Here is a 21,548-nt window from a genome sequence, read left to right on the forward strand (position 1 = left end):
ATGACCGACCCTGACACCGTCGCGCTGCCCCCCGTCGCAACCGAGGTCACCGCGCAGCTGGCGCAGGCCCTCAGCCCACGGCTGCGCAAGCGGCTGGACGCGGCAGCCGCGAAGCTCGCGGCCCGCCCCAGGAGCCGGGCCGCGGACCCGGATACGGTACGTGTCGCCGTCGACGACGACACCACCCTCGAACTCCACGCCCCCACCGGCACCGTCGACGCGGCGGACGCCATCCGCTGCGGCTGTCTGCTCGCCCCCGACTGCGTCCACCGGGCCGCCATCGCCACCGCCGCCCCGGTGGCCGAGCCCGCCGAGCCCGCCGAGCCCGCACCCGCCGTGCCGGCTCCGCCGGTGGCCTCGGCGGCCCCGCCGAGCACCCCCGCCGCGCCGGACGCCCCCGACCCGGAGCAACTGGCCGCCGCCACCGCCCTGTGGCGGGCCGGGGCCGCCGTGCTGGAGGCCGGCATCGAGGGAGCCGGGGCGCTGGTCCAGGCCGAGCTCCTGCACGCCGCCCACACCGCTCGCCTCACCGGCCTGTACCGGCCGGCGGCGCTGGCCATCGCCACCGTCAACGGGCTGCGCGCCGCCCGCGCCGCCGATCCGGGGCACCGGCTCGCCGACCTGACCGCCACCGTCCAGGAACTGCTGATGGTCTGCCACGCCCTGCGCCGGCCGGCCGCCCCCGGCGACGCACCCGCCTTCCCCGCCTTCCCGGCCCTGCGCGGCACCGCCCGCCGCCCCTACACCCCCGGCGGCTCGCTGCGGCTGTACGGCCTGTGCTGCGAGCCGGTCCGGGCCCGCACCGGTCATGCCGGAGTGGTCACCTGGGCGCTCGGTACGGACGGGCGACTGTTCGCCGTCACCGATGTGGCCCCCGGCGGCGCCGGCCGGGCGGCGGGCGCGGCGCGGCACACGGTGCGGCTCGGCGACGCCTCCTGCACCCACCACGAACTGGCCAGGGGCGGGCTGATCGTCTCCGGCGCCACCGTTTCCCCCGACGGACGGCTCGGCGCGGGCCGCGGGGTACGCGCCGTTCGGGCCGCGGGCGTGCCCTGGCACCAGGAGCCGGCCGCCGCGCTGTGGCGTACCCCGCTCGCGGAGCAGATCGCCCGGGCCCTCGACTCCCCGGAGCCCACCTCCGCCGGCGGTCTGATCTTCGCCGACCTCACCGTGCTGGGACCGGTCCGGGAGCCGGGTGCGGTGGACGTACTGGCCGCCGAATGCGCGGGACTGACGGTACGGATCACCCCGGCGGACGCACACCACGACCTGCCGCACCGGGACAACCTGCGGCTGCTCGCCGCCGCCCCCGGGCTGCGGATGCGTGTCATTGCCCGGCTGGTCCCCGCCGGCCATCCCCGGCTGCGGCTGCTGGCGGCCGGCCCCGACCCGTCAGCGGCCCCGGACCAAGGGCTGCGCACGCCCATCGATCTCGGCTACCACCGGTTGCAGCACGCCGATCTCCCCGGCGCGGGCCTCGCCCCCGCCCGGCCCGCCACCCTCCCGGAGCCGCCGGCGGCCCCGCTGCACCTGCTGCGCCGCCGCACGGAAGCCGCACTCGCGGCCGGCCGCCCGGCCATCGCCCTGCCCGGCAGTACGCAGACGGACCGTCAGCGCCTGCGCCACGCCGGGCTGTCCACCGCCGCCGAACTGCTGGTGGAACTGCACCGGGCCGCCGCCGAGCGCCCCCGCGACCACTTCGGCCGCCTGCGCCCCGCCGACCCCGACCGCTTCACCCGGGCATGGCTGGCCGCCGCCCACTACGACACCAGTACCACCCGCACGCTGTGCACCACCGCCTGGACACCCCCGGATTCCGTCCGATGACCCCGCCCCACCGCCCATGTCCGGCCCACCGGGCTCACCGGGCAGGTCCGGCCTCCGCAGCCCGCCGGGCCGGCGAGGCCCGCGCGCGGTGGGACAGCCGCCCGGCAGGTCCGGCTTGCGCGGCATGCCTGTCAGGCCCGGCTCGCCCGGCGTCCCGCTTCGGGGGCCGGTCGCGGCCGAGTACGCCGCGCCGCGCCGGGCTGGTGCCCCGCCCTGCCACCCGATGCCGCCGGGCCGTCCCCGGGCCGCCACGGGTAGCGTGAGACGTATGCCGTTCTCCCGTTTTTCCCCCGACGCGACCCCCGCCGCCCGGATCGGGTTGGGGCTGGCCGCGGTTGGCCGGCCCGGGTACATCAACCTGGGACGGGCTGGCGATCTGCCCGCCGAACGCACTGTCAGCGCCCTGCGCGAGCGCAGCCATCAGCTGCTGGACGCCGCCCACGCCGCCGGCGTGCGCTATCTCGACGCGGCTCGCTCCTACGGCCGGGCCGAGGAGTTCCTCGCCGACTGGCTGCACGCGCGCCCCGGTGTCCGCGATGTCGTCGTCGGCAGCAAGTGGGGCTACACGTATACGGCCGACTGGCGCGCCGACGCCGTCAGCCACGAGGTGAAGGACCACAGCGCCGCCACCTTGGACCGGCAGTACGCGGAGAGCCGCGAACTCCTGGGCGACCGGCTCGATCTGTACCAGATCCACTCGGTGACCCCCGACAGCCCCGTGCTGAGCGACCCGGCCGTCCTGGCCCGGCTCGCCGCGCTCCGTGCCGCCGGTCTCGACGTCGGCCTGTCCACGAGCGGCCCGCGCCAGGCGGAGACCATCCGCGCCGCACTGGAGCCGCGCTACGAGGGCGGTCCGCTGTTCCGCACCGTCCAGTCGACGTTCAACGTGCTGGAGCCGTCGGCGGGCACGGCCCTGGCCGAGGCGCACGCGGCCGGGCTGACGGTCATCGTCAAGGAGGCCATGGCCAATGGCCGGCTGGCCGGCGCGGCGGCCCCGCCACCGCTGCGCGAGATCGCCCAGGAGTACGGCACCGGGCCGGACGCCGTGGCGCTCGCCGCCGTGCTGCACCGGCCCTGGGTGGGGATCGTGCTCTCCGGCGCGGCGACCGTCCCCCAGCTGACGGGTAATCTGGCCGCTGCCCGGCTGCGGCTCGACCCGGGTGCCCTGGCCCGGCTCACCGAACTGGCCGAGCCGGCCGCGCGCTACTGGGCGCAACGCTCCGCCCTGCCCTGGAGCTGAGCGCCGGAACGCGTCAGGCGGCCCGCGCCTTGGTGGCGTACATGTCCACGTATTCCTGCCCGGACAGCCGCATCACCTCGGTCATCACCTCGTCGGTGACGGCCCGCAGCACATAGCGGTCGCGGTCCATGCCCTCGTACCGGGAGAAGTCCAGCGGCTCACCGAACCGTACGGTGATACGCCGCCCCCGCCCGATGCGCGGCAGGCCCTTGCCGCCCGGCTGCACCTGGTCGGTGCCGATCATCGCGAACGGCACCACCGGGGCGCCGGACATCAGGGTCAGCCGGGCGATGCCGGTACGCCCCCGGTAGAGCCGGCCGTCGGGGGAGCGGGTGCCCTCCGGGTAGATCCCGAAGACCTTGCCCGCCTCCAGCACCCGCAGTCCGGTCATCAGCGCCGCGACGCCGCCGTGCCCGCCGTCCCTGGCCACCGGGATCATGCCGACCCCGGTGAAGAACCACGCCATGATCCGGCCCTTGAGCGACCGGCCGGTGACGTACTCGTCCTTGCCGATGAAGTGCACCTGCCGCTTGGAGATCAGCGGCAGGATCACCGAGTCGATGAAGGTCAGGTGATTGCCCGCCAGCACCACCGGGCCCTCGCCCGGAATGTTCTCCAAGCCTTCGACCCGGGGGCGGAAGAAGAGCCTCAGCAGGGGGCCGAACAACGCCTTCAGCAGAACAAAACGGGACAAGATTCCCTCCGGTCGGATGGTGGCCGGCACGCGGGAGCGCACAGCTCAAGGACGATACTCGCGTCTGCGGGCTCCCCGTGCACGGGGTTCACGCAGCGGACACGCAATTTTGATGTGCCTTTGTCATGTCTGCACCCGAAGGTCCCCGTCCGGGCGCATCCTGCTCTCTACGATCGCCCTGACGCGTTCACCACGGAGGCAGCAGCATGGCGGCAGACCAGGAACCCGCGGCCGGCGGCCCGAACCACGACCGTACGCCGCTGGCCAGGCGCGCCATGCTGGGCGCCACGGTGGCCGGCGCGGGCGCCGCGGTGCTGCTGGGTGCCGCCGCCACCGCCCGCGCGTCCTGGCCACCGGCCGCCGGCCCGAACGGCGCCGGCGCCACCGGCGACCCGCCCGTCCCCACCGTCATCGCCCACCGGGGCGCCAGCGGCTATCGCCCCGAACACACCCTCGGCTCCTACCAGCTCGCCCTCGACCTCGGCGCCGACATCATCGAGCTGGACCTGGTGCCCACCCGCGACCACCAACTGGTCTGCCGGCACGAGAACGAGATCTCCGGCACCACCGATGTCGCCGACCGGCCCGAATTCGCCGACCGCGAAACCACCAGAACGGTGGACGGCGAAGAGGTGACGGGCTGGTTCACCGAGGACTTCACCGCCGCCGAACTCACCACCCTCGGCGCCACCGAACGCCTCCCGCGCCGCCGCCCCCACAACACCCTCTACAACGGACGCTGGCCCGTCCCCACCCTCGAAGGCGTCCTGGAATGGGCCGCCGACCGGGGCCGGGAACGCGGCCACCCCGTCCTGCTCTATCTGGAGATCAAACACCCCAGCTACTTCCGCTCCCTCGGCCTGGACATCGAGGAGCCGCTCACCAGGCTGCTGCACCGCCACGACCTGCACCGGGCCGATTCACCCGCCCTGCTCCAGAGCTTCGAGGCGGACACCCTGCGCCGGATGGCCGAACGGACCGACACCCGCCGCACCCTGCTGCTCGCCGAGGCCGGCCGCCGCCCGTACGACCTGGAGCGGGCCGGCGACCCCCGCACCGTCGCCGACCTCATCACCCCCGGCGGACTGCGCGAGATCGCCGGCTACGCCCACGCCATCGGCCCCACCCTCGACCTGGTCATCCCGCGCCACGACGACGACACCCTCGCCGCCCCCAGCACCCTGATCGGCGACGCCCACGACCGGGGACTCGCCGTCCACGGCTACACCCTGCGCAACGAAAACCCCTTTCTGCCCGCCGAGTTCCGCACCGGGGACGACGAGGCCGGCTACGGCGATGTCTTCGGCGCCGCCCGCGCCTACCTCGACCAGGGCATCGACGGCATCCACACCGATCACCCCGACACCGTGCTGCTGGCCGCCGCCGATGACCGGCGCTGATCTTTCTCCCCCGGCACGCCGGCTCATGCGCCGGGGCGCAGTCGTAAATCTCACAAGCCAGTTGCCGCCCGCACCCTCCCCAGGCGAGCCGGTTCCCCGCACAATGCTGGGGGCGCCAGGTCCGGTCAACCGGAGGGCGCCGTCAGGGCATTCACCGGCCGGTGGCGCACACCCTCCTTCACGTGCCCCGGCCCATCACCTCGTTGGGGAGACGTGAGCACATGGGCATGAGCGTCACGATCGACAAGGCGGCCGAGCAGGACGCCGAACAGATCCTCAAACTTCAGTACCTGTGCTTTCAGGCGGAAGCCGAGCTGGCCGGGAACTACCAGATCGACGCGCTGACCCAGACGGCGGGCGAACTGCGGGCCGAGATGCGGGCCGGCCTGGTGCTGGTGGCCCGGCTGGGCACCGAGGTCGTCGGCTCGGTACGCGGCACCGTCGACGCCGACGGCACCGCGTCCATCGGCCGGCTGATCGTGCACCCCCGGATGCAGCGCCACGGGCTCGGCGGCCGGCTGCTCGACCGGATCGAACAGCGCCTCGCCGCCGACGCCGACGCCGCCCGCTACCGGCTGCACTCCGGGCAGCGCGGCGAGGGCAACCTGCGGCTGTACCGCCGGCTCGGCTACGCCCCGGTGGCCACCGAGCACATCTCCCGGCAGCTCAACGTGATCACCCTGGAGAAGATCCGGGTGACCCGGCCGCTGCCGGAGACCCTGGCGGCCAGCGCCTGAACCGCGCGGAACCGCGAGCGAACCGCGCCCGGTCAGCCCACGTGCTGCCGGGACCGGCGCAGCCACAGCAGCCCGGTCACCGGCAGCACGAGCGGCAGGAAGAGATAGCCGCGCCCGTAGTCCGACCACACGGTCGCGTCCGGGAAGGCGGAGGGCTCCACCAGCGTCCAGGTGCCCACCGCCAGCACCCCGGCCAGCTCGGCTGCGCAGCACACCAGGGCGATCCGCCGCGCGCCCTCCCCGCCGCGCACCAGCGCCACCGTGATGAACGCGTAGACCAGCGCGGCGACAGCGGACAGCGCGTAGGCCAGCGGCGCCTCGTCGAAGCGGGTGGACAGCTGGTAGACGGAGCGCGAGGCCGCGCCCACCGTGAAGATCCCGTACAGCGTGACCAGCAGCCGGCCCGGGCCGTTGCGCAGCCCGCGCCGCCCCTGACCGCCTGGCTCGCGCGGGCCGTCGGACGACGTGGGCGGTACGGGGGCGGTGGGGATGTCCGGCTCAGCCAACGTGCACACCTCCCGCCCACACATCGTTCAGCCGCAGCTGGAGCACGGCCAGCACCACGGCGCCCGCCGCCACCGTCGCCGAGCCCCACCGGGAGCGTTCGCCCAGCGCGACCATGGCGACCACCGGCAGACACAGCGGCACGGCGACCAGATACGAGGCGAAGACCAGGGTGCTGTCGCCCGAGGGCCGCTCGCCGCCGGACAGCTGAACGACCCCTATCGCCAGCTGTACGAGGGTGAGCAGCAGCACCGCGCCCATGCCCAGGTAGTGCCAGTCCTTGACGGCCTGATCGCGCAGGGCGGCGTACGCGCACCAGGCGGCCAGCAGCAGCGCGGCCACGGCGACCGTGACGGTCAGGGGGGTGAGCATGGCGCCGACTCTACTGCGCGGCCGGAGACCCTCAGGACCCCACCCCTGACCCGCTCCTGGCCCGCCCCGGCTCCGTCCCGTGCTCCGTGGCGTTGGCCACAGTGGCCCCTTTCGCCCCTCCTGTCCTCCCCGGGGTACGAGCCCGGCCTGGCCGGTATCCGCGCAGGTCACGGGCGTTGCGGGGGCTCCGCGACGCCCTGCCCGTCAATCGGACAGGCTGTCCATCATGCGGACAGAACTGTCCGTATAAGGGACCCGGCACAAGCGTTCTGTTTTACTGGTCAGCATGACCGCGACGAGCATTCGCCCCCTGACGACCGAGGCAGCCACCATGCCCGGTGCTCGTTGTCGGGGCCGAATGTGTGACCGCTGAGGGCCCCCGCACGAGCCGTCTCGCGCCCCGAAGCGAACCCTGACAGCCGCCGGCCGACACCGATCCGGCCCGCCCCCGGCTGACTGCCCCGCGCTCATCTCTCGTTGTCCCGCGAACCCTGCGCGCGGACCTGCCCCGTGCCCGGCACGCCCAGCCGCGCGCCAGGACACTCGACTGTGACGGGAACCCAGTGATCACCACCACGGACCTCACCAAGGTCTACCACTCACGCGGCCGGGAGGTCACCGCGCTGGACGGCGTGAACCTCCACGTCCGGCCAGGTGAGGTCTTCGGCGTCATCGGACAGAGCGGCGCCGGGAAATCCACCCTGATCCGCTGCGTCAACCTGCTGGAACGCCCCACCTCCGGCACGGTCACCGTCGACGGCGTCGACCTCACCGCACTGGCCGGCCGCGGCACCCGCGCCGGCCGGCCGCTGCGCGAGGCCCGCACCCGGATCGGCATGATCTTCCAGCACTTCAACCTGCTCTCCGCCCGCACCGTGCAGGGCAACATCGAGCTGCCGCTGGAAATCCTCGGCCTCACCCGCCGCGCACGCGCCCGCAAAGCCCTGGAACTGCTCGACCTCGTCGGCCTCGCCGACAAGGCCCGCGCCTTTCCCACCCAGCTCTCCGGCGGCCAGAAGCAGCGCGTCGGCATCGCCCGCGCCCTGGCCGGCGACCCCAAGGTGCTGCTCTCCGACGAGGCGACCTCCGCCCTCGACCCCGAGACCACCCGCTCCGTACTCCAGCTGCTGCGCGACCTCAACCAGCAGCTCGGCCTGACCGTCCTGCTCATCACCCACGAGATGGACGTCGTCAAGACGGTGTGCGACTCCGCCGCCCTGATGCGGGACGGCCGCGTCGTGGAGTCCGGCGTGGTCTCCGACCTGCTGGCCACCCCCGGCTCCACCCTCGCCCACGAACTGTTCCCGCTCACCGGCGCCGCCGGCCCCGGCCGCACCCTGCTCGACATCACCTTCCACGGCGGCAGCGCCGGGCGGCCCGTCATCTCGCAGCTCGCCCGCGAACACGGCATCGACGTGTCGATCCTCGGCGCCGCCATGGACACCGTCGGCGACGCCCAGGTCGGCCGGATGCGCATCGAGCTGCCCGGCAGCCCCGAGGACAACGACCGCGCGCTCGCCTTCCTGCGCGCCCAGAACCTGACCGTCGAGATACCCGGCACGACCGGCCCGGCCGCCACGGCCACCCCCGCCGCACCGGCCGGCACCGTGCTCAGCAAGGAAGGTGCCTGATGGGCTGGGATCAGATGCGGCCCCTGCTGGAGCAGGGCACCATCGACACCCTCTACATGGTCGGCTGGTCCACCCTGATTGCCGCCCTCGGCGGACTGCCCATCGGCGTCCTGCTGGTGCTCACCGACCGGGGCGGACTGCTCGCCAACACCGTCGTCAACAAGATCCTCGGCGCCGTCGTCAACGTCGGCCGCTCGCTGCCGTTCATCATCATGATGGTCGCCCTGATCCCCTTCACCCGCTGGGTGGTGGGCACCGCCTTCGGCCCCACCGCCGCCATCGTGCCGCTCGCCATCGGCGCCATCCCCTTCTTCGCCCGGCTGGTGGAGACCTCGGTGCGCGAAGTGGACCACGGCCTGATCGAAGCGGCCCAGGCGATGGGCGGCGGCACCTGGACCGTCGTCCTCAAGGTGCTGCTGCCGCAGTCCCTGGCCTCCCTGGTCGCCGGACTCACCACCACCGTCATCGCCCTCATCGGCTACTCCGCGATGGCCGGCGCCGTCGGCGGCGGGGGGCTCGGCACCCTCGCCCTCACCTACGGCCACCAGCGGTTCGAAACCGACTTCATGTACATCATCCTCGCGGTCATCGTCGTGATCGTGACCATCGTGCAGTTGCTGGGCGACGGGCTCGTACGGCTCCTCACCCGCCGCGGACGCACCGGATGACCGGCTGACTGGCCCGGCCCGCGCCCCACCCCACAGACCCCCGGCATCCCCGGGACCCAGAAGAAACACCGCACCCGCGTCACCGAAAGGCACTTTTCGTGCGTACTCACCTCCGTACCGCCGCCCTCGTGGCATCCGCAGCCGCCCTCACCCTGGGCCTCGCCGCCTGCGGCACCGACTCCGACCCCAAGTCCAACGACGACGCGGGATCCTCCGCCGGCGACACCCAGAAGATCACCGTCGCCGCCAACCCCAACCCGCACGCCCAGATCCTCGACTTCGTCCGGGACAACCTGGCCGCCGACGCCGGGCTCGACCTGACCGTCAAGGAATTCAGCGACTACGTGCTGCCCAACACCGCCGTCCAGGACGGCGAAGTGGACGCCAACTACTTCCAGCACCAGCCGTACCTCGACGACTTCAACGCCAACCACGGCACCGACATCGTCCCGGTCGTCAACGTGCACCTGGAACCGCTCGGCCTCTACTCCAAGTCCCTGGACAGCGTCGCCGACCTCACCGAGGGCTCCACCATCGCCATCCCCGACGATGCCAGCAACGGTGGCCGCGCCCTCCAGCTGCTCGCCCAGAACGGCGTCATCGAGCTCAAGGACGGCGTCGGCGCGGGCGCCGTCCTCGGCGACATCACCGACGACCACGGCATCAAGTTCACCGAGCTGGAGGCCGCCAGCCTCCCGCGCGCCCTGGACGACTTCGACGCCGCCATCGTCAACGGCAACTACGCCCTTGAGGTCGGCCTCTCCCCGTCCGAGGACTCCATCGCCCTGGAAGAGGCCGAGGGCAACCCGTACGCCAACTTCCTCGCCGTCAAGGCCGGCCACGAGAACGACCCCGCCGTCCAGACCCTCGCCCGGCTGCTGAACTCCGACGAGGTCAAGCAGTTCATCGAGGAGACCTACCCCGGCTCCGTCATCCCGGCCTTCGGCACCCCCGGCGCCTGACTGCTACCCGGCGACCAGCCACCCCAGCACCGGGCCCCGGCGACCCAGCCGGGGCCCGGCGCTGCGCAAAAGCGCTGGATACTGCATGCTGTCCCCTCGGACCCCAGGTATGGAGCGGCGCATGACATCCCTCTTCCCCGACATCTCCATCAGCACCGAACGCCTCGTGCTGCGCCCCTTCGAGGAAGCCGACATCCCCCCGCTCGCCGACATGATGAACGACGAGCTGACCGCCTCCTGGACCACCGCCCCCACCCCGTACACCACCCGCGACGCCCACGAGTGGATCGTCAGACGGGCCCCCGCCGAACGCCGCTCCGGGCGCGGCATCGTCTTCGCCGTCACCGAACACCTCACCCAGCGGCTGGTCGGCAGCGCCCACCTGATGAACACCAACTGGCGCAACCGCAGCACCGAGATCGGCTACGTCATCGGCCCCTGGGCCCGCGGCGAGGGATACGCCGCCGAGACCGTACTCGCCGTCGCCCAGTGGCTCTTCCGCGACCAGCGCTTCGAACGCCTCGAACTGCGCACCGCGGCCGGCAACACCGCCTCCCAGCAAGTCGCCCAGAAGGCCGGCTGCGTCAGCGAAGGCGTCCTGCGCAACGCCCGGATAGTACGCTCGCGCACCGAGGACGGCGGCTGGACCGACATCCGCACCGACACCATCGTGTGGAGCCTGCTCCCCGAGGACCTGGAAGACCGCTGGGCCCCTGATCACGCACGGTAGGCTCAGCGGGACGTCCCACCCGCGACGAGTTCGAACGAGTCCAGGAGCCCCCGTACATGGCTGACCGCGTCACCGTGATCGGATGGGACGGCAGCCCGCTTACCCCGGGCGCGCGGTCCGCCCTCAGCGCCGCCACCCTGGTCGCGGGCGCCCCCCGGCACCTGGTGCTGCCCGACATCCCGCCCCAGGCCGAACGCGTCCAGCTCGGCAGCCTCGCCCTGGCCGCCGGCCGGATCGCCGCCCACCGGGGTACGGCAGTGGTCCTCGCCGACGGTGACCCCGGCTTCTTCGGCGTCGTGCGTACCCTGCGCAACCTCGAACACGGCCTGGAGGTCGAGGTGATGCCCGCCGTCTCCGCGGTGGCCGCGGGCTTCGCCCGGGCCGGCATGCCCTGGGACGACGCCCGGGTCGTCACCGCCCAGCAGCGCACCCTGCGCCGCGCGGTCAACGTCTGCCGCGCCCACCCGAAGGTCGCCGTCCTCACCTCACCGGGAGCCGGGCCCGCCGAGATCGCCCTGCTGCTCGGCGACGTGCACCGCACCTTCGTCATCTGCGAATCGCTGGGCACCGACCGGGAACGGGTGTCCGTACTCACCTCCGACAAGGTCGCCCACCACCACTGGACCGACCCCAACCTGGTCATCGTGGTCGGCGGAACGGGCGGCTCGGGCGGTACGACCGGCGCCGGCTCCGGCACCGGCGAGAGCTGGCTGGGCGGCCAGGACCCGGCCGCCGCCGTCGAACCACGCGGCTGGGGACTCGACCCCGCCGCCTACCAGCAGACCGCCCTGCCCGCCCCCGGCCGCACCCCCCAACTGCGCGCCCTGGAACTGGCGGTGCTCGGCCCGCGCCCGGGCGACCTGCTCTGGGACATCGGCACCGGCAGTGGCCTGGTCGCCCTGGAAGCCGCCCGGCACGGCGCCGCCGTCATCGCGGTCGACCGGGACGCCGACGCGTGCGCACTGGCCGCAGCCACTGCCCGGCGATTCGGCGCGCAACTGCACGTGGTCCACGGCGTCGCCCCACAGGCGCTGGAGTCCCTGCCCGAGCCGGACGTCGTACGGGTCGGCGGCGGCGGTCACCGTACGCTCGTCGCCTGCGCCGACCGCAGACCGCAGCGGATCGTCACCCACGCCATGACCCGCGACGAGGCGGAAGCGGCGGGGCGGGCGCTCAGCGGCGCGGGCTACACCGTGCGCTGCACGCTCCTGCAATCGGTGGAACTGGAGACCCAGGAGTGGACGGAACAGGGCCGCTCCGTGGTGTTCCTGTTGGCCGGAAGCCGTCTGTGACCAGCGCGAAGACAAACCGGGACCATCCCGGTCCACTCGTGCGACCCATGACCGGGGGCGGGCACCGGCAGCGGTAGGCTGGTGGATCGTTGTGCCGTCGGCCGGACTTGATGATTCATCCGCCAATGTCCGGATGAGCCCGGCGCAACTCGGCAGAGCACTACCGATGGGCGAGGGGTACGCATGACGGACACCGGCCGGATCCCCGAGGGGGGAGAGCCGGAAGCGGTCTTTCCCTTCCCGGACCAGGCGGACGATGTCGTCGAGGGTGAAGAGGAAGACCTGCTGATGCCGGGGGCACACGTCGCCTGGGGCGACGCGGCTCCCACCCCGCAGCCGATCACCCCGGCCGCCCCGAGACCGGCCCAACTGGCCCCCATTCTCCCCGCCCCGCGCCCGACCTGGCCCGAGGCCACCGCCACGGCAACGGACGGTGACGCCACGGCGGCGGGCGCGGCACCGGCGGAGCCGGCCCCGGCCCAAACCGCCCCCTCGCCCTCCGGCGCCACGCCCACGCCCCCCACCGCTGCGCTCCAGGGTCCGCCCGGTGCCGGGGCTCCGGCCGCCGACGCCGCGCAGGCAACACCGGCTGCGGCCGGCGGCGCGGTGGCATCGGGACCGGTGGCTCCCGCCGTCAGCGGTTCACAAGCGGCGGTGCCCGAGGCCGGCGGCCGGCCGAACCCGACGACACCGGCCGCTTCGGGCCCGGCGGTTGCGGCGGAGAACCCCGCTCCCGGCGCGGCGGCATCGGGGCCCGGAGCTGCGGGCCCCGACGTCGCGCAAGCGGCAGCACCGGCGGCCGGCGGCCGGCCGATCCCGGCCACACCGGCCGCTTCCGGCACGGCGGCATCGGGGCTTGTGGCGTCTTCTGCCGACAGCCCCCGGGCGACACCGCAGGCCATCGGGACCTCACCGGGGGTTTCCGGCACCACGGTCATAGCGGACAGTTCCGCTCCCGGGACGCCGGTACCGGGACCGGCGGCCCCGGCCGCACCGGGGACGTCCGGTGTTGCCGTCGCGGCGCAGAGCCACGTTCCCGGCGTCGAGGCTGCTGCCGTCGAGGGTGCACCCGCGCCCGGGGCTGCCGCGACCGGCAGCCCCCAGGCGGCCGGGGCCACCGCAACGCCGACCGGGGTGGCAGCCGCGCCGATCCCCCTCGCACCTCAGTCTTCCGACGCGGCGGGGCTTCCGGCCTCAGGCGAACCGGTGCCCGGCCCGTCGGCACAGGAGGCGCCCGAGGCCACCGGCACACCACGTACTGCCGAGCCGGGGATTTCCGGCGCCCCGGTCGTGGCCGGAGCAGCCGCCGGCGGGGCCGTGGCTCCCGCTGGTGCCGGGGTGTCGGCCGGGGCGAGCGCTGCCGCGAACGCTGACACGCCCGACGCGGTCGCCGGAGTTCCGGCGGGCCCGCCGAGTACGGACACGCCCGAGGTCTCCGGCGCGGCCATCGCGGCGGCCGGTGCCGTGCCGACCGATGGCGGCACGGTCACCCCCGGTGGACCGGTGCCCGCGGCCCCGGCCCCCGCCGTGATGGCGGCCGGTACGGCTGTCGGGGTTCCCGTGGCAGGCACCACACAGACCCCCACGATCCAGGCGGTCCGGGCGGAGGCTCCCGCTTCCGGCCCAACGAGCATGGAAACAGCGGCCGTTGCCGAGGCTCCGGCCGCACCGCCGGCTGACGGCCCTGTACCCGGTACGGTCGCCGACGCCGACACCGGCGGGGTGACCGGTGACGCGGTGGTCCCGGGCGCGCCCGGAGTCGCACCGACGCCGGACGACGCCGGCGGGGCCGTGCCGGCGGCCGGGGCTGACGCCGTCGACGCGATCGTTTCCGGCGAGCCGGGGCCCGTGCCGGCGGCCGGTGTCGCCGCGTCCGGCGATGTTGAAACCGACGGCGTGGCCGTGGGGCCGACGTCCGCCACCGACAGCGTCGACAGCGCCGACACGACCGTTCCCGGCGAGCCCGGCACCGGGTCTCCGCCCGAGTCCTCGGGCGGATCCTTGTCCGCCGCCGCCGGGGCGGGTTCCCCTGGGCCGGAAGCCGTGTCGCCGCCCGGCGTCCAGGGGCAGGTCACGGCTCCTGCGCGGGCCGACGGTGAGCCGGGGGCCGGTCCGGTGGCCGGTGGGCCCGGGCAGGCCACGGCCCATTCCGGAGGTTCCGCCGCTGTGATGGCCGCTGCCCCCGCTGCCCCGGCGGCTCCCGGCTCCGCGGCTGATCCTTCCGGCGCTGCCGCCTCCGCCTCCGGGACCACCGAAGACGCCCCGCCCGTATCGCCCGCTGCCGGGCCGACTACCGGCCATCCGGCCACCCCCATGACTCCTGCCGCCGACGGCCCCGTGGTTGCCGCGCCGGTGCCCGCACCCGACGGTGGTGCCCAGGCACCCGGCGCCACGGAGCCGGCCGGCGCCGCTGCCGCCGCGCCGGCCGGCGACTCCCCGGCCACCGGCGCGGCGGCCCCCGCACCCGCCGTCTCCACAGCACCGGCCGCCGCCGCTGTCTCCACCCCCGCCCCCGGCGGACCCCCGGCGGACCCCGCCGCGCTGCACCGGCTCATGCGCGAGCCCCGCGACGTCCGGCACGGCTTCCTCGCCGATCCCATCCCACACGAAGTCCTGCTGCGCGTCCTGGAGTCCGCGCACACCGCGCCCACCTCCGGGCACGCCCAGCCCTGGGACTTCGTCATCATCCGGTCCGCCGACACCCGCACCCAGGTGCACGAACTCGCCGTCCGGCAGCACGAGGCGTACGCCAAGTCCCTTCCCAGGGGCCGCGCCAAGCAGTTCAAAGAGCTCAAGACCGACGCGATCGTCCGGACCCCCGTCAACATCGTGGTCACCGCCGACCCCACCCGGGGCGGCCGGCACACCCCGCACCCGCACCAGCAGCCCCAACTCGCCCCGTACTCCTCCGCGCTCGCCGTCGAGAACCTGTGGCTCGCCGCCCGCGCCGAGGGGCTCGGCGTCGGCTGGGTGAGCTTCTACGACGACCGCGAGCTGGTCCGTACCCTGGGGCTCCCCGGCCACCTGGAGATCGTGGCCTACCTCTGCATCGGCTACGTCGACGCGTTCGCCGACGAGCCCGAGCCGGCTCAGGCCGGCCCCGCCCAGCAGCGCCCGCTGTCCTGGGTCGTGCACGAGGAGTCGTACGGCCGCCGCGCGCTGCCCGGCGCCGAGCCGCACGATCTGCTCAGCGAGACCCTGGAGGACATCCGCCCGCTCGACGCCCAGGCCCTGGCCGAGGCGTGGGAGCGGCAGAAACGCATGACCAAACCCGCCGGCGCCCTCGGCGCCCTGGAGGTCATCTCCGCCCAGCTGTGCGGCCTGTCCCGCAGCTGTCCGCCGCCACTGCCCGAGCCCGCCGCCGTCGCGGTGTTCGCCGGCGACCACGGCGTGCACGCCCAGGGCGTCACCCCCTGGCCGCAGGAGGTCACCGGTCAGATGGTGGCCAACTTCCTCGGCGGGGGAGCGGTGTGCAACGCCTTCGCCCAGCAGGTCGGCGCCGAGGTCTGTGTGATCGACGTCGGAGTGAAGAGCGACCTGCCCGGCCAGCCGGGGCTGATGCCCCGCAAGGTACGGGCCGGGACCGCCGATTTCACCGCCGGTCCTGCCATGAGCCGCGACGAGGCCCGGCGCGCCGTCGAGGTCGGCATCGAGACCGCCCGCGATCTGGTGGCGGCCGGCAACCGCGCGCTGCTCACCGGTGAGATGGGCATCGCCAACACCACCGTGGCCGCCGCGCTGATCGCCGTGTTCACCGCCACCGAGCCGGCCGAGGTCACCGGCCGGGGCACCGGCGTCGACGACGAGACCCACGCCCGCAAGGTCGATGTCGTACGGCGCGCCCTGCATCTGCACCAGCCCGACGCCGCCGATCCCATCGGCGTGCTCGCCGCGGTCGGTGGTCTCGAACACGCCGCGCTCACCGGCTTCATCCTCGGTGGCGCCTCGCTGCGCGTCCCGGTGATCCTGGACGGGGTCAGCGCCGGTGCCGCCGCCCTCGCGGCCCGCGCCATCGCCCCCGAGGCGGTGTCCGTCTGTGTCGCGGGGCATCGCAGCGCCGAGCCGGGCCACATGGCGGCGCTCACCGCGCTCGGTCTGCGCCCGCTGGTCGATCTCGATCTGCGGCTGGGCGAGGGCACCGGGGCACTGCTGGCCCTGCCGGTGGTGCAGAGCGCGGCCCGCGCGATGCGCGAGGTCGCCACGTTCGACGCGGCGGGCGTCAGCGGCAAGAACTGAGGACCGTACTGTGAGGGTGGCAGCCGGGGTGTCCGGCCCCCGCTGCCGCCCGCCTCGCCACAGCCGCTCCACCGTCGCAGCGGCGATCCCGCTCGTCCACCAGGAGCCGCGCCACCCATGCCAGAGCCACACCCCGACCAGCCCGACCAGCCCGATCACCCCGCCTACCCCGTCGGACTGCGGCTGACCGGCCGCCGGGTCCTGGTGCTCGGCGGCGGCACCGTCGCCCAGCGCCGGCTGCCGGCCCTGCTGGCCGCCGGCGCCGCCGTCGAGCTGATCGCCCCCGCCGTGACGCCCTCCGTCCAGGCCATGGCGCAGGCCGGTGAACTGCGCTGGGAACCGCGCGGCTACCGGCCCGGTGATCTCGCCGGGGCCTGGTACGCGCTGGTCGCCACCGACGATCCCGAGGTCAACGCCGCCGCCTCCGCCGAGGCCGAGCGGGAGCGGGTGTGGTGTGTCCGCAGCGACGACGCCGGCGCCGCCACCGCCTGGACCCCGGCCACCGGCCGCAGCGACGGGGTGACCGTCGCCGTGCTCACCGGCCGGGACCCGCGCCGCTCGGCGGCCGTCCGGGACGCCGTCGTCGAGGGGCTGCGCGAGGGCACCCTGGCCGCCCCGCGCCACCGGCACCGTACGCCGGGGGTGGCGCTGGTCGGCGGCGGCCCCGGTGATCCCGATCTGATCACCGTACGCGGGCGCCGGCTGCTCGCCGAGGCCGATGTGGTGGTCGCCGACCGGCTCGGCCCGCGCGACCTGCTCGACGAACTCCCCGCGCACGTCGAGATCATCGACGCCGCCAAGATCCCCTACGGCCGCGCCATGGCCCAGGAGGCCATCCACGAGGCGCTCATCGAGCACGCCAGGGCCGGCAAGTCGGTGGTCCGGCTCAAGGGCGGCGACCCGTACGTCTTCGGCCGCGGCATGGAGGAGGCCCGGGCGCTCGCCGCCGCCGGCCTCCGGGTCACCGTGGTCCCCGGGGTCACCAGCGCCATCAGTGTGCCCGGCGCGGCCGGCATCCCCGTCACCCACCGGGGTGTGGCCCACGAGTTCACCGTGGTCAGCGGGCATCTGCCGCCCGACCATCCGCGTTCCCTGGTGGACTGGCCGGCGCTCGCCCGGCTGCGCGGCACCCTGGTGCTGCTGATGGCGGTGGAACGGATGCCGGCCATCGCCGCCACCCTGATCGCCCACGGCCGGGACCCCCGTACCCCGGTGGCGGTGGTCCAGGACGGCACCACCGCCGCCCAGCGCCGCCTCGACGCCACCCTGGAGACCATCGCCGCCCGCATCGCCGGGGCCGGCGTCCGGCCGCCCGCCGTGATCGTCGTCGGCGATGTGGTGACCGTCGCGGAACGAGGAGACGACGCCCCGTGACCGCACCCGAGCTGATCCCCGTCACCGACCCCGCCGATCCCCGGCTCACCGACTACACGGCGCTGACCGATGTCGCCCTGCGCCGCCGCCGGGAACCCGCCGAGGGGCTGTTCATGGCGGAGGGCGAGAAGGTCATCCGCCGTGCCCTGGCGGCCGGTTATCCCATGCGGTCGCTGCTGCTCACCGACAAGTGGGCCGCCGCGCTGGGCGACGTCATCGCGTCGGCCGGCGCGCCCGCCTATGTCGTCACCCCCGAACTGGCCGAGCAGGTCACCGGTTATCACGTGCACCGCGGCGCCCTCGCCGCCATGCACCGGCTGCCGCTGCCCGCCCCGGCGGACCTGCTGGCCCGCTCCCGCCGGGTAGCGGTGGTGGAGGCCGTCAACGACCACACCAACATCGGCGCCATCTTCCGGGGCGCCGCGGCCCTGGGCATGGACGCCGTCCTGCTGTCACCGGACAGCGCCGATCCGCTCTACCGGCGCTCGGTCAAGGTCTCCATGGGCGCGGTCTTCTCGCTGCCCTACGCCCGGCTCGCGCAGTGGCCGCACAGCCTCACCGCGGTGCGGGAGGCCGGCTTCCGGCTGTTGGCGCTCACCCCTCACGAGCGGGCGGTGGATCTCGCCGATGCCCTCACCGACGACACCGGTACGGCGGCGCCGGACCGGATCGCGCTCATGCTCGGCGCGGAGGGCGACGGCCTCACCCCGCGCGCCCTGGCGGCGGCCGACACCTGGGTACGGATCCCGATGGCGCACGGTGTGGACTCCCTGAATGTGGCCGCTGCCGCCGCCGTGGCCTTCTACGCCGTCTCCACCAGCTTCTCGAAGAAGAACTCGTGTTTGAGGAACGACACCTCGTACTCATGACCGGGGGCCGGCGGAATCAGCTGCGACGCCTGGAACAGCCGCCAGCCGTCCAGCAACGCCGCCACCCCGCTGTCGTACGGCGGCTCGTCACTGTCGCCGGTGGTCGGGGAGGAGCCGCCGGTGCCGTCGTACCTGGCCCAGCCGATCACCCGCGAATCGAGCGCGGAGGTGCTGAGATACAGCACCAGGACCTGCTGCCGCGTCCCACTCATGCCGCCACCTCCTGGGGGCGGTTGGTCACCCGGGTCACCCAGTGGTCCAGATCGAAGCCCTGGTCACCCGTCAGCGCCCGCCACAGCAGCGCCCGGTTGTACAGTTCGAGCCGCCCGGTGGCCTGCTCGTACCAGGGGAAGACGACCCGCAGCTCTTCCAGCACCCGGGGATCGTCCAGATCGGAGGTGTCCCACAGCAGCCGCTGCCGCACGGTGGGATTGAAGCGGATCTTGAACATCCAGCGGTCGGCGCCGCTGTCGTTGCGCCGCCCCCCGTGCCACAGCCCGTGGTGGACGAACACCACGGTGCCGGCCGGGCAGGTGAGGCGCGACTGGCCGCGCAGATTCTGGTAGCGGCCGGTGTCGCTCTCATTGGTGCGCCGCAGATGGCTGCCCGGCACGGTCAGGGTGCCGCCCATCTCCAGCGTCACCTCCTGCGGGTAGTACATGAGCTGGACGTCGAAGGCGTCGGTGCGGACATCGATGATGGCGTCGCCGTGCAGCGGCTGGGCCGCGCCCTCGTCCGGGCGGCGTACGTGGACGGCGTGATGGTCCACCGCCGGATCCGGGCCGACCAGCGAGCGCAGCGCCCCGGCCACCGGCGGCAGTTCCACCAGCCGCCGGGCGAACGATCCCGGCCGGTACGCCTGTGCCAGGGGTGTGCCGTACGGAACCTCCGGCACTCCGTGCGCCAGGACGGTCAGTGCTTCCTCGTTCAGCTCCGGCGGGACCACCGCGTCCAGCCGCAGTGAGCCGTGGGCCACGAAGTGCGCCATGCGCACCGAACTCAGCAGATGCTGTTGTGGTTGCATGCCCCGACGGTAGGGAACGGGCCCGGTCCGCGGATCGGCCACAGTCACCCGGCACTGGTAATTTCTCACCATGCGCGCTGTCACCGTCTGCCTGGAACAGCCGCCGGTGGTCGCCGATATCGGAGTGGGCGTCCACGGCCCCGCGGGGGTGACGGATGTCTTCCGGCTGCCGGAGCTGTGGCAGCTGCATCTGTACCACTACCGTGCCGAGCTGACGGTGAACGGCACACCCCATACGATCCGGCCCGGCCGGGTCAGCCTGGTGCCGCCCGGCGTCACCGTCCGCTACCGGTATCACGCGCGGTCGGAGCATCTGTACGCCCATCTGCGGCTGGTCACCGGCCCGAGGGCGGACGCCCGCCCGGTACCGGTGATCCAGGACGCCGGCCCGGAACTTCCCCAGGTGACCGAGCAGTTCCAGCTGGCGATCGCCACCGCCCGAACCGAACCGGCGCGCTCGACGGCGGAGATCTGGTCCCTGCTGTGGCGCGTCGCACGGCTGACGCCGCCCGCTCCGCCCCGCACTCCGCATCCGGCGGTGGTGGCGGCCATGGGGCTGATCGAGGCGCGGCTGTCCGGCCCGCTCAGCGTGGCGGCGATCGCCGCCGCCACCGGCTTCTCGCACAACCATCTGACCCGGCTGTTCCGCTCCGAGACCGGCCGTACGGTGATCGGCTACCTCCGCTGGCGCCGGCTGGCGCGGGCCCGGCATCTGCTGCGTGAGTCCACCCTGCCGATCCCCGCGGTGGCGGCGGCGGTCGGCATCCCCGATCTCCAGGCGTTCAACAAGGCGTGTCACCGCGAGCTGGGGGCATCACCCCGCGCCATCCGCGGCGGCTTCGCTCAGATCGGGCCCTGACACCCCTGGGCCGCCGCGATGCCCAGCGCCACCAGCACCGTCACCACCACGAACACGATCAGCCGCTGCCGCAGCAGCCCGCCGTCCACCCCGCGCCGGGCCGGGGCGGGGGCGGGCCGCCGGGCGGCCGGGCGGGGAGCGGGGGCTTGGCGGGGCGGGGGAGCGGCCGGTTCGGGCCGGGTGGTTCGGGCCTGCTGCGCCGGGGCGGACGGCGCGGGCACCGCCGGGCGCGGCCGGGGGCGCGGGGCGACGGCGGTGCCGCGCGCCTCGCGGGCGGCGATCTCCTTGAGCCGGCTCGCCAGCTGGAGCGTGCTGGGCCGCTCCTGGGGTGCCTTGGCCAGGCAGGCGCGCAGCAGCGGGGCAAGCGCCGAGGGGGTGCCGCGCAGAATCGGCTCCTCGTGCACCACCCGGTAGAGCATCACCTCGGAACTGCCCTGCCCGAACGGCGAGTCGCCCAGTGTGGCGTACGCCAGGGTGGCGCCCAGCGAGAACACATCGGTGCCCGGGGTCACGGTCGCCCCCCGTACCTGTTCGGGCGCCAGGAAGCCGGGGGAGCCCACGGCGGTGCCGACATGGGTGAGGGTGGAGGCACCGGTGGCCCAGGCGATGCCGAAGTCGATGATGCGCGGACCCTTGGGCGACAGCAGGATGTTGGACGGCTTCAGATCGCGGTGCACCACCCCGGCCTCGTGCACGGCGACCAGGCCCTCCGCGAGGGATGCCCCGATCGCGGCGGTCTCGGCGGCGGACAGCGGGCCCTGTTCGGCGACCTTGTCGTGCAGCGAGGGCCCCGGCACGTACTGAGTGGCGAACCAGGGCCGGGAGGCGTCCAGGTCGGCGGCCACCAGGCGGGCCGTACAGCCGCCCCTGATCCGGCGCACGGCCGAGACCTCGCGGGCGAACCTGGCCCGGAACTCGTGGTCCTCGGCCAGGTCCGGCCGGATGACCTTGAGCGCCACCCGCTGGCCGCGCCGGTCCGAGCCGAGGTACACCACCCCCATGCCCCCGGCGCCGAGCCGGCGGTGGAGCCGGAACGCCCCCATGACCCGCGGGTCCTCGCGCCGGAGCCGCATCATCGCCATGTCTACCTCGCAGCCCGGTCCTTGTGCTGTTCAACAGCCGTCGCACA

At 74.2% G+C, this 21,548-nt stretch carries 19 protein-coding genes; 13 read left to right on the top strand and 6 right to left on the bottom strand.

Annotated features, from left to right (window positions below):
* Complete coding sequence (locus tag AC5WRL_RS01685) at nt 1-1,827, top strand: hypothetical protein (RefSeq protein WP_496086408.1); 1,827 nt, start codon at nt 1-3, stop codon at nt 1,825-1,827.
* A gap of 268 nt (nt 1,828-2,095) precedes the next feature.
* Entirely contained in the window at nt 2,096-3,067 is a 972-nt protein-coding gene (locus AC5WRL_RS01690; protein WP_496086409.1) for an aldo/keto reductase, read from the top strand.
* Nucleotides 3,068-3,080: 13 nt separating this feature from the next.
* Here the strand turns inward: AC5WRL_RS01690 and AC5WRL_RS01695 are convergent, their stop codons facing one another.
* Nucleotides 3,081-3,761, bottom strand: a complete 681-nt coding sequence (locus AC5WRL_RS01695; protein ID WP_496086410.1) for a lysophospholipid acyltransferase family protein — start codon at nt 3,759-3,761, stop codon at nt 3,081-3,083.
* Between the two features lie 206 nt (nt 3,762-3,967).
* Between AC5WRL_RS01695 and AC5WRL_RS01700 the strand changes: the two genes are divergently transcribed.
* Nucleotides 3,968-5,161 carry a glycerophosphodiester phosphodiesterase family protein gene (locus AC5WRL_RS01700; protein WP_496086411.1) on the top strand — a complete coding sequence of 398 codons (1,194 nt, stop codon included), beginning with the start codon at nt 3,968-3,970 and terminating at the stop codon, nt 5,159-5,161.
* Between the two features lie 221 nt (nt 5,162-5,382).
* Complete coding sequence (locus AC5WRL_RS01705; protein ID WP_496086412.1) at nt 5,383-5,898, top strand: GNAT family N-acetyltransferase; 516 nt, start codon at nt 5,383-5,385, stop codon at nt 5,896-5,898.
* Between the two features lie 32 nt (nt 5,899-5,930).
* Here the strand turns inward: AC5WRL_RS01705 and AC5WRL_RS01710 are convergent, their stop codons facing one another.
* A complete protein-coding gene (locus tag AC5WRL_RS01710) occupies nt 5,931-6,404 on the bottom strand; it encodes a hypothetical protein (protein ID WP_496086413.1) in 474 nt (157 codons plus the stop codon).
* Entirely contained in the window at nt 6,397-6,774 is a 378-nt protein-coding gene (locus AC5WRL_RS01715) for a hypothetical protein (RefSeq protein WP_496086414.1), read from the bottom strand. The genes AC5WRL_RS01710 and AC5WRL_RS01715 overlap by 8 nt, the downstream gene beginning before the upstream one ends.
* 563 nt (nt 6,775-7,337) lie before the next feature.
* On the opposite strand from AC5WRL_RS01715, the gene AC5WRL_RS01720 reads away from it, so the two are divergent.
* The 8 genes from AC5WRL_RS01720 (at nt 7,338) to AC5WRL_RS01755 (ending at nt 18,536) form a co-directional block, all read left to right on the top strand.
* Nucleotides 7,338-8,405 (top strand): methionine ABC transporter ATP-binding protein, encoded by a 1,068-nt coding sequence (locus AC5WRL_RS01720; protein ID WP_496086415.1) that lies wholly within the window; start codon nt 7,338-7,340, stop codon nt 8,403-8,405.
* Nucleotides 8,405-9,073, top strand: coding sequence for a methionine ABC transporter permease (locus AC5WRL_RS01725; protein WP_496086416.1), 669 nt, complete (start codon nt 8,405-8,407; stop codon nt 9,071-9,073). The genes AC5WRL_RS01720 and AC5WRL_RS01725 overlap by 1 nt, the downstream gene beginning before the upstream one ends.
* Before the next feature lie 98 nt (nt 9,074-9,171).
* Nucleotides 9,172-10,035, top strand: a complete 864-nt coding sequence (locus tag AC5WRL_RS01730; protein ID WP_496086417.1) for a MetQ/NlpA family ABC transporter substrate-binding protein — start codon at nt 9,172-9,174, stop codon at nt 10,033-10,035.
* A gap of 121 nt (nt 10,036-10,156) precedes the next feature.
* The gene (locus AC5WRL_RS01735) at nt 10,157-10,765 is read left to right on the top strand and encodes a GNAT family N-acetyltransferase (RefSeq protein WP_496086418.1); all 609 of its coding nucleotides are present in this window, start codon (nt 10,157-10,159) and stop codon (nt 10,763-10,765) included.
* A gap of 56 nt (nt 10,766-10,821) precedes the next feature.
* Nucleotides 10,822-12,057, top strand: coding sequence for a precorrin-6y C5,15-methyltransferase (decarboxylating) subunit CbiE (gene cbiE / locus AC5WRL_RS01740; protein WP_496086419.1), 1,236 nt, complete (start codon nt 10,822-10,824; stop codon nt 12,055-12,057).
* Nucleotides 12,058-14,409: 2,352 nt separating this feature from the next.
* Nucleotides 14,410-16,293, top strand: a complete 1,884-nt coding sequence (gene cobT, locus AC5WRL_RS01745) for a nicotinate-nucleotide--dimethylbenzimidazole phosphoribosyltransferase (protein WP_496086420.1) — start codon at nt 14,410-14,412, stop codon at nt 16,291-16,293.
* 117 nt (nt 16,294-16,410) lie between these two features.
* Nucleotides 16,411-17,667, top strand: coding sequence for a uroporphyrinogen-III C-methyltransferase (gene cobA / locus AC5WRL_RS01750; RefSeq protein WP_496086421.1), 1,257 nt, complete (start codon nt 16,411-16,413; stop codon nt 17,665-17,667).
* Nucleotides 17,664-18,536: a TrmH family RNA methyltransferase gene (locus AC5WRL_RS01755; RefSeq protein ID WP_496086422.1), complete on the top strand. Its 873-nt coding sequence runs from the start codon at nt 17,664-17,666 to the stop codon at nt 18,534-18,536. Before cobA ends, AC5WRL_RS01755 begins: the two co-directional genes overlap by 4 nt.
* On the opposite strand, the gene AC5WRL_RS01760 is transcribed toward AC5WRL_RS01755, so the two are convergent.
* Both AC5WRL_RS01760 and AC5WRL_RS01765 read right to left on the bottom strand, forming a co-directional pair.
* Complete coding sequence (locus tag AC5WRL_RS01760; protein ID WP_496086423.1) at nt 18,470-18,748, bottom strand: hypothetical protein; 279 nt, start codon at nt 18,746-18,748, stop codon at nt 18,470-18,472. The two genes, AC5WRL_RS01755 and AC5WRL_RS01760, sit on opposite strands and share 67 nt — an antisense overlap.
* Nucleotides 18,745-19,560 (bottom strand): phytanoyl-CoA dioxygenase family protein, encoded by an 816-nt coding sequence (locus AC5WRL_RS01765; protein WP_496086424.1) that lies wholly within the window; start codon nt 19,558-19,560, stop codon nt 18,745-18,747. The genes AC5WRL_RS01760 and AC5WRL_RS01765 overlap by 4 nt, the downstream gene beginning before the upstream one ends.
* A 70-nt stretch (nt 19,561-19,630) precedes the next feature.
* On the opposite strand from AC5WRL_RS01765, the gene AC5WRL_RS01770 reads away from it, so the two are divergent.
* Entirely contained in the window at nt 19,631-20,419 is a 789-nt protein-coding gene (locus AC5WRL_RS01770; protein ID WP_496086425.1) for a helix-turn-helix domain-containing protein, read from the top strand.
* Here AC5WRL_RS01770 and AC5WRL_RS01775 read toward each other — a convergent pair.
* Nucleotides 20,404-21,501, bottom strand: a complete 1,098-nt coding sequence (locus tag AC5WRL_RS01775) for a serine/threonine-protein kinase (RefSeq protein ID WP_496086426.1) — start codon at nt 21,499-21,501, stop codon at nt 20,404-20,406. The two genes, AC5WRL_RS01770 and AC5WRL_RS01775, sit on opposite strands and share 16 nt — an antisense overlap.
* Nucleotides 21,502-21,548: the final 47 nt, after the last annotated feature.

The organism is Streptomyces sp. NTD107 (genome assembly GCF_059510435.1).